General features: G+C 75.2%; 9 protein-coding genes. 6 read left to right on the top strand and 3 right to left on the bottom strand.

Annotation, left to right across the window (positions count from 1 at the left end; all coding sequences use genetic code 11):
- Positions 1 to 226: 226 nt before the first annotated feature.
- Positions 227 to 1936, top strand: a complete 1710-nt coding sequence (locus tag ACIQE0_RS13235) for a glycerol-3-phosphate dehydrogenase/oxidase (protein WP_402331231.1) — start codon at positions 227 to 229, stop codon at positions 1934 to 1936.
- Positions 1937 to 1959: 23 nt separating this feature from the next.
- On the opposite strand, the gene ACIQE0_RS13240 is transcribed toward ACIQE0_RS13235, so the two are convergent.
- Positions 1960 to 3177, bottom strand: a complete 1218-nt coding sequence (locus tag ACIQE0_RS13240; RefSeq protein WP_402331232.1) for a serine hydrolase domain-containing protein — start codon at positions 3175 to 3177, stop codon at positions 1960 to 1962.
- Positions 3178 to 3366: 189 nt separating this feature from the next.
- Here ACIQE0_RS13240 and ACIQE0_RS13245 point away from each other — a divergent pair, with 189 nt between their 5' ends.
- Both ACIQE0_RS13245 and ACIQE0_RS13250 read left to right on the top strand, forming a co-directional pair.
- Positions 3367 to 5421 (top strand): serine/threonine-protein kinase, encoded by a 2055-nt coding sequence (locus ACIQE0_RS13245; protein ID WP_366329857.1) that lies wholly within the window; start codon positions 3367 to 3369, stop codon positions 5419 to 5421.
- 202 nt (positions 5422 to 5623) lie between these two features.
- Positions 5624 to 7789 (top strand): hypothetical protein, encoded by a 2166-nt coding sequence (locus ACIQE0_RS13250; protein ID WP_402331557.1) that lies wholly within the window; start codon positions 5624 to 5626, stop codon positions 7787 to 7789.
- 59 nt (positions 7790 to 7848) lie between these two features.
- On the opposite strand, the gene ACIQE0_RS13255 is transcribed toward ACIQE0_RS13250, so the two are convergent.
- The gene (locus ACIQE0_RS13255; RefSeq protein WP_402331235.1) at positions 7849 to 9396 is read right to left on the bottom strand and encodes a class I adenylate-forming enzyme family protein; all 1548 of its coding nucleotides are present in this window, start codon (positions 9394 to 9396) and stop codon (positions 7849 to 7851) included.
- A gap of 256 nt (positions 9397 to 9652) precedes the next feature.
- On the opposite strand from ACIQE0_RS13255, the gene ACIQE0_RS13260 reads away from it, so the two are divergent.
- The 3 genes from ACIQE0_RS13260 to ACIQE0_RS13270 all read left to right on the top strand — a co-directional run bounded on the left by ACIQE0_RS13260 (position 9653) and on the right by ACIQE0_RS13270 (position 12741).
- Entirely contained in the window at positions 9653 to 10834 is a 1182-nt protein-coding gene (locus ACIQE0_RS13260) for an acyl-CoA dehydrogenase family protein (protein ID WP_402331237.1), read from the top strand.
- 8 nt (positions 10835 to 10842) lie between these two features.
- Positions 10843 to 11790 carry an acyl-CoA dehydrogenase family protein gene (locus ACIQE0_RS13265; protein WP_402331560.1) on the top strand — a complete coding sequence of 316 codons (948 nt, stop codon included), beginning with the start codon at positions 10843 to 10845 and terminating at the stop codon, positions 11788 to 11790.
- Positions 11791 to 12267: 477 nt separating this feature from the next.
- A complete protein-coding gene (locus ACIQE0_RS13270; protein ID WP_384101812.1) occupies positions 12268 to 12741 on the top strand; it encodes an ATP-binding protein in 474 nt (157 codons plus the stop codon).
- Positions 12742 to 13087: 346 nt separating this feature from the next.
- Here ACIQE0_RS13270 and ACIQE0_RS13275 read toward each other — a convergent pair whose 3' ends face one another.
- Positions 13088 to 14014 carry a cyclase family protein gene (locus ACIQE0_RS13275; RefSeq protein ID WP_402331239.1) on the bottom strand — a complete coding sequence of 309 codons (927 nt, stop codon included), beginning with the start codon at positions 14012 to 14014 and terminating at the stop codon, positions 13088 to 13090.
- Between the last annotated feature and the right edge of the window lie 108 nt (positions 14015 to 14122).

The raw sequence follows: 14122 nt of genomic DNA on the forward strand, positions 1-14122 counted from the left end.
GTGTCAGGGCCCTGCGCGGTGGCCTTCTGGCGCCCGGATCGCCGGGTGGCAGCACCGGCTACCCCAAGGCCATAAATAGACTAAGCGGATATTTGACCCAGAATGGGTATTGGTGGATCAAGGTGCCCGGGTGTTGCCGCCACGCGCGGACGGTGGTGGCCGGAACCCGGTGCGGACACAATCGACGGACGGGGGTCCGGCTTCCGAATCACAGTGGGAGGCAGTGGTGAAGACAGCGACACTCGGACCGGCGCAGCGCGCCAAGGCACTCACCCAGATGGCGGAGCGGGAACTGGACGTCCTGGTGGTCGGCGCCGGGGTCGTCGGCGCCGGAACGGCCCTGGACGCCGCGACCCGCGGGCTGGACACCGGGCTGGTCGAGGCCCGTGACTGGGCGTCGGGCACCTCCAGCCGGTCGAGCAAGCTCATCCACGGCGGCCTGCGGTATCTGGAGATGCTGGACTTCGCGCTGGTGCGGGAGGCGCTGAAGGAGCGCGGACTGCTGATCCAGCGGCTGGCGCCCCATCTGGTCAAGCCGGTCCCGTTCCTCTATCCGCTCCAGCACAAGGGCTGGGAGCGCTGGTACGCCGGCTCCGGCGTGGCGCTCTACGACGCGATGTCGGTCTCGTCGGGACACGGCCGCGGGCTGCCCGTCCACCGCCACCTCTCGCACCGCCGGGCGCTGCAGGTGGCGCCCTGCCTGAAGAAGGACGTGCTGGTCGGCGCGTTGCAGTACTACGACGCGCAGATGGACGACGCGCGCTACGTCGCCACCCTGGTGCGGACCGCGGCCGCCTACGGGGCGCGGGTCGCCAACCGGGCGCGGGTGGTGGGTTTCCTGCGCGAGGGCGAGCGGGTGGTCGGCGCGCGGGTGCAGGACGTCGAGAGCGGTGCGGAGCACGAGATCCGGGCCCGGCAGATCGTCAACGCGACGGGCGTGTGGACCGACGACACCCAGGCGCTGATCGGGGAGCGCGGCCAGTTCCACGTCCGCGCCTCCAAGGGCATCCACCTGGTCGTCCCCAAGGACCGGATCCACTCCACGACCGGGCTGATCCTGCGCACGGAGAAGAGCGTGCTCTTCGTCATCCCCTGGGGACGGCACTGGATCATCGGCACCACGGACACCGACTGGGACCTGGACAAGGCGCATCCGGCGGCCTCCAGCGCCGATATCGACTACCTGCTGGAGCATGTGAACACGGTCCTGGCGACCCCGCTGACCCGGGACGACGTGCAGGGCGTCTACGCCGGGCTGCGGCCGCTGCTGGCCGGCGAGTCGGACGCGACCAGCAAGCTGTCGCGGGAGCACACCGTCGCCCACCCGGTGCCCGGTCTGGTGGTCGTCGCGGGCGGCAAGTACACCACGTACCGGGTGATGGCCAAGGACGCGGTGGACGAGGCGGTGCACGGGCTCGACGCCCGGGTCGCCGCGTGCGTCACCGAGGACGTGCCGCTGGCCGGCGCGGAGGGCTACCCGGCGCTGTGGAACGCGCGGGCCAAGATCGCGGCCCGCACCGGTCTGCACGTGGCCCGGATAGAGCATCTGTTGAACCGTTACGGCTCGCTGACCGAGGAGCTGTTGGAGCTGGTGGTGGCCGATCCCTCGCTGGGCCGGCCGCTCGCCGGCGCCGACGACTACCTGCGCGCCGAGGTCGTCTACGCCTGCACGCACGAGGGCGCCCGGCACCTCGACGACGTGCTGACCCGGCGCACCCGGATCTCCATCGAGACCTTCGACCGCGGCACCCGCAGCGCCCGGGAGGCGGCCGAGCTGATGGCCCCGGCCCTGGGCTGGGACAGCGCGCAGATCGAGAAGGAGATCGCGCACTACGAGAAGCGGGTGGAGGCGGAGCGCGAATCGCAGCGCCAGCCCGACGACCTGACGGCGGATGCGGCCCGGCTGGGGGCGCCGGACATCGTGCCGCTGTCGTAGGCGCCGCCCGGCGTCCGCGGCCGTCAGGACCGGCGGGTCCGGTCCGTGCGGGGCGGGCAGAACTCGGCGGCCAGGACGGCGGTGCCGTCGGTCCGGCCGGCCGGGGCGTCGGTGTTGACCCGGTAGCTGACCAGGTGGCGGCCGTCGGCGGTGCCGGCGGTCTGCGCGTAGGAGCCGTTGATGTCGCCGTTGTGGCCCCAGACCGTCATCCCGCAGGGCAGCCGGGTGGCGTAGAGGCCCAGGCCGTACGTGCCGCCGGTGGCCTTCTCGCTGCGCAGTTGGGTCATCTGGCGGGGCGCCAGGAGTCTGCCGCCCAGCAGCGCGGCGAAGAACCGGTTGAGGTCGCCGAGTGTGGTGATCATCTCGCCGGCGGCGCCGGCCCGGCTGGGGTCGAAGGCGGTGCTGTCCACCTGGTGGCCGTCGATCCGGGAGTAGCCGCGCCCGTGCGGGGCGGGCAGCGCCGGGCTGTTGCCGGGGAACGAGGTGCCGCGCAGCCCGAACGGGGCCAGGATGCGGCGGCGCAGCTCCTCGGCGTACGGGTGCCCGGTGACGGCCCGGATGGCCAGGCCGAGGAGCAGGTAGTTGGTGTTGGAGTAGGCGAAGGCGGTGCCGGGGGCGGCGGTCGGGCGGTGGGCGAGGGCGGTCCGCAGGAGCGTGGCCGGGGTGTACCGGTCGTAGCGGTGGGCCGGGAAGCCGGCGCCGGACAGCCGGGCGGCGAGGCGGGGGTCGTCGGTGTAGTTGAACAGGCCACTCGTATGGTCCAGCAGTTGGTGGACCGTCACCCGGCGCAGATCGTTCGCGCCGCCCGCGCCGGAGAGCGGCACCCCGGGCGGCAGACGGTCCGCGACGCGGTCGTCCAGCGACAGGCGGCCCTCCCCGACGAGTTGCAGGACCACCGTCGCGACGAGAGTTTTGGTGAGGCTGCCCGCCCGGAAGTGGTCCAGGCGACCGATCTTCCGGCCGCTGCGCAGATCGGCGACACCGGCCGCGGCGAACCGCGATGCGGCCAGGCGGCCGTCCCGGGTGACCAGCGAGGCCGCGCCGGGCGCGCCGTCGGCGACCAGGCGGTGCAGCGCGGCCGCCGTCGTGGCCGGCGGCCGGTGCGTCCCGGCGACCGGAACGGAGGCGGGCAGCGTGCTCGAACTCGCCGTCAGAACCAGGGTGGCCAGGGCGGCCAGGCCGGTCCGCGCGGCGGTGCGCGACGTGCCCGGCGCGGCCGGGCGGGGCGGGCGGATGGGCAAAAAGAACTCCCGTCGTCGGGGCCATCATGACGGGTGTGTGACGGCCTCCCGAACCCACCCGGGCCTTTCGCACGGCCGTGGATGAGAGAGAATGAAGGCTCTGCCAGGGTGGGTTGTCCGAGTTGGGCCAGTTTGGTGATCGATGGAGAATCGAGGCTGCCAACTCGGCTGGATTGCAGAGGGGATTCAGTGGGCGACGAGGTCGAGATGGACGGCAAGGAGGGCAGGCTGCTCGCCGGCCGGTACCGGCTCGCCGATGTTCTCGGCCGGGGCGGGATGGGCACCGTCTGGCGGGCCGGCGACGAGGTCCTGGGCCGCACGGTCGCGGTCAAGGAGCTGCGCTTTCCCGGCGGGGTCGAGGAGGACGAGAAGCGCCGCCTGATCACCCGCACCCTGCGCGAGGCCAAGGCGATCGCCCGGATCCGCAACAACGGCGCGGTGACGGTCTTCGACGTGGTCGACGAGGACGACCGGCCGTGGATCGTGATGGAGCTGGTCGAGGGCCGCTCGCTGGCCGAGGTGATCCGCGACGACGGCGCGCTGGAGCCGCGCCGCGCCGCCGAGGTCGGCCTGGCGGTGCTCGACGTCCTGCGCGCCGCCCACGGCCAGGGCATCCTGCACCGCGACGTGAAGCCGTCCAACGTCCTGATCTCCGACGACGGCCGGGTCGTGCTCACCGACTTCGGCATCGCCCAGGTCGAGGGCGACCCGTCCGTGACCTCGACCGGCATGCTCGTCGGCGCGCCCTCGTACATCTCGCCGGAGCGGGCCCGCGGCCACAAGCCCGGCCCGCCCGCCGACCTGTGGTCCCTGGGCGGTCTGCTGTACGCCTGCGTCGAGGGCTCCCCGCCGTACGACAAGGGGTCGGCGATCGCCACCCTCACCGCGGTGATGACCGAGCCCGTCGAGCCGCCCAAGAGCGCCGGGCCGCTGGAGGACGTCATCTACGGCCTGCTGGTGAAGGACCCGGCGGGGCGGCTGGACGAGGCGGCGGCGCGGGCCATGCTGCTGGAGGTCATCCACGCCCCGGAGCGCAAGCCGGAGCCGCCGGCGGACGCGACCCGGGCGATGGCGCTGCCGACCGCGCCGGCCGATCCCGCGCCGCGGTCCGACGCCAGGCCGGCCAAGCCCGTCAGGGGCGCGGCCAAGCCGAAGAAGCCGAAGGCGAGGCCGGCGGCCGGGGCCGCCGCCGGGAAGACCGGTGCGGCGGCGGGCGCGGCGCAGAAGGCGCCGGACGCGGCGCGAAAGGGCGGCGGTCCGGGCGGGCCGGCGGCGAAGCCGGCGCGGAAGCCCGCCCAGGGGCCCGCCGCGGCGCAGCCGGCCGACGGCCGGGCCGGTGCCGGCGGCCCGTCGGCGCGCGGCGGATCCGACGTCGCCAAGGAGCGCGTGCGCGCCGCCCTGACGTCCGTGCGGAACGCGGCCGCCGCGGCGCGGTCGGAGTCCAGACCCGGCGACGGCGACGGCCGTCCCGCCCCGCCGCGTGCCTCGGTGACCGATGTCGTCCCGCGCCGCACGTTGATCATCGGTGCGGTCGTGCTCGTCGTCGTCCTCGGGACGCTGCTGGCCCTGGTGTTCAGCAGCGGTGGCGTCGACGACGCCGCCCAGAAGGGCGGCCGGCCGGCGGCGAGCCGGCCCGCGACCCAGTCGGCCGCCTCCAGCCACGACTCCGGTACGGGCGGCCCGGACACGCCGGGCGGCCAGAAGCCCGGCGGCCAGGACGGCAAGCCCGGCGCCGGTGGCAAGGACGGCGCCGGAGGCAAGGACGGGAAGAAGGACGGGGCGGGGCTCCCGGACGGCTATGTGGAGGTCGCCAACGGCGGGTTCCACTTCCGGATGGCGATGCCCGAGGGCTTCAAGCAGACCGCCACCGCCGGGCAGAACTCCGGCGGCATCTACAGCGCCTCCGGCGGCTTCCCGCGCATCCAGGTCGACTTCAACGGCTCGCCGGGCAACGACGCCGCGGCGGCCTGGCGCAGCCAGGAGCCCAGCGTGGCAGGCTCCAGCGACTCCTACCACCTGCTCGGCATCAAGGCCGTGGACTGGCGCGACTACCCGACCGTCGCGGACTGGTCGTTCACCCGCCGGCAGCACGGCCAGGACGTACGGGTCCTCAACCGCGGCTTCCGCGCCGACGACGACCACGGCTTCGCCATCATGATCTCCTGCAAGGCGGACGCCTGGGACGACGAGGAGTGCCGGACGCTCCGCGACACCGCCTTCCGGACCTTCACCGTCAAGGACTGACCGCGCGGCGGTGCCCCGGCCGCCGCCGACGCAGACCTGCGCGCGGAGCGGGCCGGCGGGCCCAACTGTCGGTGCCGCCCCGTATCGTGAGAAGTCCACCGCCCGTCCGCATCCGTTCCGTGACGGGGCGGCGCACGCTGAGGGGAGGCGCGTCGTGGACCAGCACCGCAGGGGAGCGCTCCCGTTCGGTCGGCAGGGGCGCATGCTCGCCGAGCGCTATCGCCTGCTGGCGCGCCCCTCCGGCGACGAGACCCCCCACGACGACGACTCCACCGGTCACGGCGGCGTGATCCGGGCGTTCGACACCTACAGCGAACAGGCCGTGGCGATCCGTCAGGTGCCGCTGCCCGAGGTGGTGGACGCCGAGGTGCTGGAGGCCGACGAGGGTGCGGCGCAGGGGCGTGCGGCGGAGGGGTACGGCGGTGGCCGCGCGGCGGGCGCCCCGGCCGGCGCCGACCGCGCTCCTGGGGATCCGGTCGTCCGGCGCGCCCTTGAGGCCGCGACGGCCGCCGCCCAGCTGCCCGACCACCCGCTGTTCGACCAGGTCTTCGACGTCTTCGCGCAGGACGGCAGCCTGTGGATCGTCGGCGAGTTCCTCCCCGCCCGCCCGCTGTCCGCGCTGCTCGCCGGGCGGACGCTGGGCCCGCACCGGGCCGTGGAGCTCGCCGCCGATCTGCTCGCCGCGCTGCGCGTGCTGCATGCGCACGGCTGGAGCCACCGCAACATCACCGCCGGCACGGTCCTGGTCTGCGACGACGGCCGGGCGGTGCTGACGGGGCTGGCGGCGGGCGCGGCCCAGGAGGCGCTGTGCGGGTACGACCCGGTGCCCGGGGAGCCGGCCGCGGCGGCGGTCTCGCTGGTCAAGCAGGCTGCCGGGGAGGCAGGGAAGGCCGCGGGCGCCGGCGGGGAATCCGGGGCGGGGCTGACCGGGCGGGCCGCCGAGCGGGCCCGGCAGGCGCGGCTCCAGATGGTCGGCGCGGTCACCGAGCGCTGGGCGCCGGAGCAGGCCGGGCCGGCGGACGACGAGGGCGGCGCCGGGGCGGCGGGGCCGGCCGCCGACCTGTGGGCGGTGGGCGCCCTGCTGTTCCGTGCGGTGCAGGGCCGGGCGCCGTTCCCGGAGGAGAGCGCCGCCGAGCTGGTCCGGCTGGTGCGGGCGCAGCCGCCCGCCGAGGCCACGGAGGGCGGGGTGCTGCGGCCGGTCATCGCGGAGCTGCTGGACCGGGACCCCGCCGCGCGGCCGGGCACCAAGGAGCTGCACGACCGGCTGCGGGCGCTGGTGCGGACGGCGCCGGAGCCGGACCTGGGCCGCCGGCTGGTGACCCTGCCCGCGCCGGCCGGGCCGGCCGATCCGCGGCGGCTGCCGATCCTCCGGCGCCGGGGCGAACTGGTCCGCCAGGGCCGGCCGAAGGGCCTTCGGGCCCGCCGCACACGGCCGCGCACCGCGCCCGCCGACCGTTCGGTGCCCGCGGACCGTTCGGCGGCCGCGCCCCCGACGCCCCGGGCCGCCGAGCGGTCCTCCCTCGCGTCCCGTACGGCGAAGTCGCCCCGCTCCGGCGGGCGTTCGGCCAGTGCGGCGCAGGAGCCGGCGGAGCTGCTGGGCCAGGTCGGCGTCGGTCCCGTGCCGCAGCGGTCGCGCGCCGGGCGGCGGCCGCGCGCGCCGCGCACCCTCGGCCTGGCGCTGCTGGCCGCGGTCCTGCTGCTGATGGTGGCCGGGATCGCCTACGCCATGGTGTTCCTGCCGAAGTCCGGGGCGGACGCGGTGGGCGGGCCGTCCGGCGCCGGCCTCTCGGGCGCCGCGGGCGCCGCCCCCGGCAGCAGCCCCACCCCCTCGTCCGGCCGGGACGGCGGCGCCGACGGCAAGGGCGCCGGCCGCACGCCGGGCCCCGGCGAACCGCAGACCACCGCCCCCGGCACGGTCGCCCCCGGCTTCGCGCTCCGCACCGACCCCCTGGGATTCCAGACAGCGGTGCGCAAGGGCTGGCAGCGCCGCGCCGATGCCGGCCACGGCCGGGTGCGCTACACCGGCGGGGGCTTCGAGCTGCTGGTGGTGCCCGGCCGCGACACCACCGCGACGTTCGGCACCGACCCGATGGCGTACCAGCAGGGCAAGGAGCCCGAGCTGGCCGCGTTCCGCGCCTCCGACTGGTCGTCGGCCTCCGGGCTGCGGCGGATCGACGTCGGGCAGACGGCGATGGCCGAGGGCACCTTCACCTGGAAGGACGGCGGCGGCCGCCAGGTCTACGCCCGCAATCTCGCGATGGTCCACAACGGCCGCTACCACCTCGTCCTGGTCCTCGGCCCGGACACCGGCCGCTCCGAGGTGGACCGGCTGTACGCCCAGGCGAGCAGCGCCTACCGCCCCAGCTAGTGCCGCGGCATTAGGGCGTGCCAGACGCCGCACGGCAGGCGCCAGTTTGACGACACGCCCTAGGCAGACGCGGGATCGGCAGCGTCCGCGGCGCGCTCCGTACCGCCGAAGCGCTCCCGCAGCTCCTGCTTGAGCACCTTGCGCAGGGTCGCGCCGCGCGGCAGCGCCGGCAGCACCTCCAGCCGCTCCGGCAGCTTGTGGCGGGCGAGTCCTTGGGTGAGCAGATGGGCGGTGACCGCGTCGAGCGTCAACGCCGCTGCTCCCGGCGGCTGTTCGACGACGGCGCAGACCAACTCCCCGCGCGCGGCGTCCGGTAGCCCGATGACGGCCGCGTCCGCGATGTCCGGGTGGCGGTAGAGGAGGTCCTCGACCTCCCGGGCGGAGACGTTCTCGCCCTTGCGGATGATGATGTCCTTCAGGCGGCCGGTGACCACGAGGTGCCCGGTGGGGGTGAGGCGGCCGAGGTCGCCGGTGCGGAGGAAGCCGTCGGCGTCGAACGGGGCGGGTTCGTCCAGGTAGCCGCGGCAGACGACCGGGCCGCGCAGCAGGATCTCCCCGGTCCCCGGCGCGATGCTGATCTCCGTCCCGGCGGGCGGGCGGCCGTCGGTGGTGGCCAGCAGCTCGGCGCGGTCGTGCGGATCGCCCATGGTGACCATCGGGGCCTCGGTCAGGGCATAGCCATGGGTGAGCTGGCAGCCGAGCTCACCCACCACCTCGTGGTACAGCGCGGGCGGCTTGGGAGCGCCGCCCCCGGCCAGCAGCCGCAGGTCCGCCAACAGCCGTTGCCCCGGGGGCAGTTTGCGCTGCTCGGCGAGGAAGAGGGTGTAGAAGGCGGTGGAGCCGCCGGCCACGGTGACCCGGTGGCGGCGGTAGGGGGCGAGCGCGGCGGGTAGCGCGAAGTGCTCCAGCAGGACGGCGGGGATGCCGAGCAGGAGCAGCATGACGGTGTAGTCGGGGCCGGCGACATGGGCGTACGGGAAGGCCATCGAGCCGACGTCGGAGGCGGTCAGACGGAGCGCGGCGGCCAGGTGGCCGCCGGCGGTGCGCAGGCTGCGGTCGGTGTGCAGCACGCCGCGCGGGGCGGCGGTGGTCCCGGAGGTCCAGTAGATCCAGCGGGCCGCGTCGGGGTCGGTGGGCGGTGCGGGCAGGGTGGCCGGATCGCCGTCCGGCAGGGGCGCGTACGCCTCGATGACGGCCGGCGGCGCGGGCAGCTCCCGGGCCAGGCGGCGGGCCGTCGCGCTGTGGTCGACGCCGCGGTGGCGGCCGGGTACGAGGACGAAGGCGGCGCGGGTGCGGCGCAGCACCTGGCCGAGCTCGTGGCCGCGGTAGCCCGGCAGGACCGGGCTCTGCACCGCGCCGAGCCGGGCCAGTGCCAGGCTGACCAGCACCGTCTCGATGCGGGTGGGCAGCTGCCAGACCACCCGGCCGCCGGGGAGGACGCCGCGCGCGGACAGTCCGGCGGCGACCCGTTCGGCGCGCTCGCGCAGCGCGCCGAAGGTGATCCGGCGCTCGTCCCGCGCGGCCTCCGCGCCCTGGATGAGGGCGGTGGCCCCGGGGGTGCGCTCGGCGCGCCAGACGACCAGGTCCCACAGGGTGCTGCCGGTCATGAGCCTCTCCCCGCACGCAAGTTGACGGTTCGTCACATCTGCCTCCGAGAGTAAGGACCGACGCCTTGTCGGTCCATGGGGGCGGGGCTAGCCTGGCATCTGACGGTGCATCAGTTACGTGTGTGCGACCCGACCGACACCGGCGAGGGGAGACGATGGTGAACCCGACGCAGCCGCCGCGCACCACCGGCGGCGACGGCCAGGCGAGCGAGCCGGCGCACCGCTGCGCGCCCCGGCTCCCGGCGCGGCGGCGCTAGTGGACCTCGCCTGCACCGAGGAGGAGGAAGCCTTCCGGGCCCGGCTGCGGACCTGGCTCGCCGAGGTGCTGCCGAAGCTGCCGCCGAAGCCCGCCGCCACCGACTGGCCCGGCCGGCGGGCCTACGACACGGCCTGGCAGCGGATGCTGTACGACGCCGGGTACGCCGGACTGCACTGGCCCCGCGACGCCGGCGGCCGGGGGGCCACCCCCACCCAGCACCTGATCTTCCTGGAGGAGACCGAGAAGGCCGGCGCCCCCTATGTCGGCGCCAACTTCGTCGGGCTGCTGCACGCCGGCCCCACCATCGCCGTCGAGGGCACCGCGGCCCAGCGCGCCCGCTGGCTGCCGCCGATCCTGCGCGGCGAGGAGGTCTGGTGCCAGGGCTTCAGCGAACCGGACGCCGGCTCCGACCTGGCCGCGCTGCGCACCCGGGCGGTCCGCGACGGCGACGACTACGTCGTGACCGGCGCCAAGGTCTGGACCTCGCACGCCGAGGTCGCCGACTGGTGCGAACTGCTCGTCCGCACCGACCCCGACGCCCCCCGGCACCGCGGCATCAGCTGGCTGGCGCTGCCGATGGACGCCCCCGGGGTGACCGTGCGACCGCTGCGGACGCTGGCCGGCTCCACGGAGTTCGCGGAGGTCTTCCTCGACGAGGTCCGGGTCCCGGTCTCGCACCGCGTCGGCGCCGAGCACGACGGCTGGCGGGTGACGATGGTGACGCTCTCCTTCGAGCGCGGCACCGCCTTCGTCGGGGAGGTGGTGGCCTGCCGCCGGGTGCTCGCCGAACTCGCCCGCGCCGCCCGGGCCGGCGGCCGCTGGGACGACGCGGTGCTGCGCCGCCGGCTGGGCCGGCTGAACGCGGAGTTCACCGCGCTGTGGCGGCTCACCCAGTGGAACGTCAGCGAGGCGGGCGCGGCCTCCCCGGGACGTACCGAGGGGCGCACCGGCGGCGTCCCCGGCATCGGCGGCTCGGTGTTCAAACTGCGCTACTCGCACGCCCGCCAGGAGCTCTACGACGCGGCGGCCGAGGTGCTCGGCGGGCAGGCGCTGGACGCCGGCCACCCCTGGGTCGCCGACCGGCTGGCCGCCCTGGCGTACACCATCGCCGCGGGCACCTCGCAGATCCAGCGGAACATCGTCGCCGAGCGGATCCTCGGCCTGCCCAAGGGACGGTGAGCGACCCGATGGACTTCCGACTCACCGCGGACCAACGGGCGTTGCGCGACGGCACCCGGGAACTCCTGGCCGGCCGCTTCGGCCGGGACCGGCTGCGCGCGGCCGTCGACGACCCGGCGCTGGACCGCGGGCTGTGGCGGGAGCTGGCCGACGCCGGGTTCTTCGCGCTGCGGCTCCCGGAGGCGGACGGCGGCGTCGGGCTGGGGCTGCCGGAGGCCGTACTGGTCCTGGAGGAGGCCGGCCGGGCGCTGCTGCCGGGGCCGCTGGTGGCCGGGCAGCTGCTGGCGGGGGCGGTGGACGGGGTGGCCGGCGGCGAACGGATCGTCGTCCTGTGCGATGCCGCGACCGACCCGGTGTACGGGGAACACCCCGCCGACTGCGATGCGTTGGTCTTCCTGGAGGCGGGGGACGGCCCGGCGTACCACAGCGCGCCCGCCGAGGTCACTTGCGTCCCGCTCGCCTCCGTCGACCCGCTCACCCCGCTGGCCCGCGTCACCGGCCGGCCCCGCACCGCCCCGCTCACCGGCCTGGACGTGCCCCGGCTGCGCCGGGAGGCGGCCCTGCTGACCGCCGCCCAGCAGGTGGGCAGCGCGGCCCGCACGGTCGAGCTGGCCGTCGACCACGCCCGCCGGCGCACCCAGTTCGGTGCGGCCATCGGCTCCTTCCAGGCGGTCAAGCACCTGTGCGCCGGGATGCTGGTCCGCGCCGAACTGGCCCGGGCCGCGGTCTACGCGGCGGCCGTCACCGGCGACGCCCTCGACATCACGGGCGCCAAGCTGCTGGCCGACGAGGCCGCGGCGCACAACGCCCGGGACTGCCTCCAGGTGCACGGCGGGATCGGCTTCACCTGGGAGGCCGATGTCCATCTGCATCTGAAGCGGGCCTGGCTGCGGGCCGAGATGTGGGGCCGCGCACGCGAGGCGGAGGAGCGCCTGGCGGACGCGCTGACGGGGTGACGGAGCGTGCCCGCACCCGCCGATGATCACGGAGCGTCGCAGGGGCGGAGTGTCAGACTCGGGCAGCCCGTGCGCGAAATATCGGACCCTGTACGCAGAAATGGTCACGCAGTGTCGATATCGTGTTGTGTCCTATGCGTGACTCGTCACAGGGGGGAGTCGGTGGCGCGCTCGGGTACGCTCCGTGGGGTGCGAGTGGTTCTGTGGCGCCATGGTTGCGGTGCTGTCCGACGGACGGCCCCGAGCTGCCGACTGCGCGCCGCTCGCCTCGGGCAAGGCCCCGACGACCCCCCATGTTCGACTCCCCGCGCTGTGCGTCGCACAGTATGCCGCACGCATACTCCCTTGCGCTGGAATATGCCCGAAGCGGTTGTTGCGGTGACTGAACGTCAACCATGCTGTGCTTTCCGGGAGTCACGCACTGTGACTCCGTGGAGGCGCGAGGCGATGTTTCCGCCGGTTCGGATGGTGTGAGCGGTGCAGGTGCTTCAGGTGCAGTTGGAAGTGCGGCCCGACCCCGCGGAAGTGGGGCGGGCCCGGCGGTGGGCCAGGTCGCGGCTCGCGGGGTCGGGCATAGGGGCGGACGAACCGCTCGCCGAGACGCTGATCCTGCTGATCTCCGAGTTGGTCACCAACGCGGTGGTGCACACGGGTTCGGCGGCCCGGGTGCGGATGTGCTTCTCGGGCAGCGGAGCGGTGGTGGGCACCGTACGGGTCGAGGTGGTGGACACCAGCGCCCGTCCGCCGCGGCCCCGGCACGCGGACGGCGACGACACCAACGGCCGCGGCCTGGAGCTGGTCGACGGTCTCGCGGACCGCTGGGGCTGGCAGCCGGAGGGCGCCGGCAAGCGGATCTGGTGCGAAGTGGACCGCGGGCAGTCGCTGTTGCTGGCGGCCGGCGCGGATCTGGGGGCGTACGACCCGCAGTGCGCCGCGACACATCGGGCATAGCCCGCTGAATCGGTTCGCCGAATCGGTTCGCCTGGCGCCGAATTAGTCCAGACCAGGCGTTGACGCGGCCTGCCCTGGTGATCACGCTGGGGGAGCGATGCGCCGTGAGGGGATGCCAAGGCCGCAGCGGGCCGGCACGCCGTGTGTGCGGTGGGCCAGGACGGGGCCGGGGGGCCGGGCCCGGGTGCCGTCGCCCCGGACCGACCGTCCGTTGCGCCGGACCGATGGCCCGCGGCCTTGACGAGTGCGGATCGTGGCCCGGAGCCAGGTGGCGGTCCGCGGTGCCGTGCTCGGGGCGCGCAGCGCGTGCGCCGCCACTGGGCTGGCCGGGGCGCCGGGTCGGACCTCACAGCACCGCCACCGGTGCGACCGGAGCGCCGGTCCCGCCGACGAACGGCTCGGCCATCGCGGACAGCAGGAAGGCATAGCGGCCCTCCTCCGCGCAGACCGCCGACAGCTCCTCCAGATTCCAGTTCTGGCCCTGGAGCATGCCCATCTCGACCAGGTGGAGGGCGTGCACCGGCATCCACAGGTCCTCGATCTCCGGCGGGAAGACCTCGAAGGTCAGGGTGTCGTTGGCGACCGCCGCCGCCCCGCGGGCGTGGAACCACTCCGGTGTGCGCAGCGACAGCCCGGGGGAGGGGAACGCGTACGCCTCCCGGTCGCCGGCCAGGTAGTGCGTCAGGTGCCCGGTACGGACCAGGACGATATCGCCCGGGCGGACCGCCGTCCCGGCCAACTCCTCGGCAGCGTCCAGGTCTTCCGGCGTGACCGGGTGCCCGGCCGGCAGCCGGTCGGTGCCGCGGGCCCGGGCCACGTCGAGCAGCACCCCGCGGGAGACGACCGGGGCGACCTTCTCGATACCGGCCGCGGTGGCGCCGCGGTGTGCGGTGACGGTGTCCGCAGGTCGGCCGTTGTAGAGCCGCCCGGAGTGCGAGACATGCGGCAGGCCGTCCCAGTGGGTGGCGGCCTGGAGGCCCATGGTGACGGTGTCGTCGGAGGTGGCGACGGTGTCCGGGCCGAAGAACTCGTGGTTGATGGCGACCATGGTGTGCAGCGGATTGACCCGCCCCGGTATCGCCCCGGTCTGCACGCCGTCCGCCCGGAGCGGCAGCGCGAGCGGGACGCGGCGGCCGCTGCGCACGGTCGCGACGGCGGCGCGCACCACGTCCGGGGTGATCAGGTTCAGGGTGCCGAGCTCGTCGTCCGGGCCCCAGCGTCCCCAGTTGTTCACGCGCCGGGCGATGTCGTGGAACTCCTGCGGCAGCGGCATGGAGGGCTCCTTGGCGTCGGGAGGGGTGGCGGGCCGCGGCCGGTGGCCGAGGGCGAACGGGGCGGTGTGCGGGGTCTTGTGCTCGCCCGGCGTCTGCTCAAAAATCTA

It is taken from the genome of Streptomyces sp. NPDC093097, assembly GCF_044754325.1.
Classification (GTDB): Bacteria; Actinomycetota; Actinomycetes; order Streptomycetales; family Streptomycetaceae; genus Streptomyces.

What these genes read in the sequence shown, in the direction of transcription:
- ACIQE0_RS13250 (WP_402331557.1), top strand. Translation starts at nt 5,624, where the DNA reads ATGCTCGCCGAGCGCTATCGCCTGCTGGCGCGCCCCTCCGGCGACGAG.
- ACIQE0_RS13255 (WP_402331235.1), bottom strand. Translation starts at nt 9,396, where the DNA reads ATGACCGGCAGCACCCTGTGGGACCTGGTCGTCTGGCGCGCCGAGCGC.
- ACIQE0_RS13265 (WP_402331560.1), top strand. Translation starts at nt 10,843, where the DNA reads ATGGACTTCCGACTCACCGCGGACCAACGGGCGTTGCGCGACGGCACC.
- ACIQE0_RS13275 (WP_402331239.1), bottom strand. Translation starts at nt 14,014, where the DNA reads ATGCCGCTGCCGCAGGAGTTCCACGACATCGCCCGGCGCGTGAACAAC.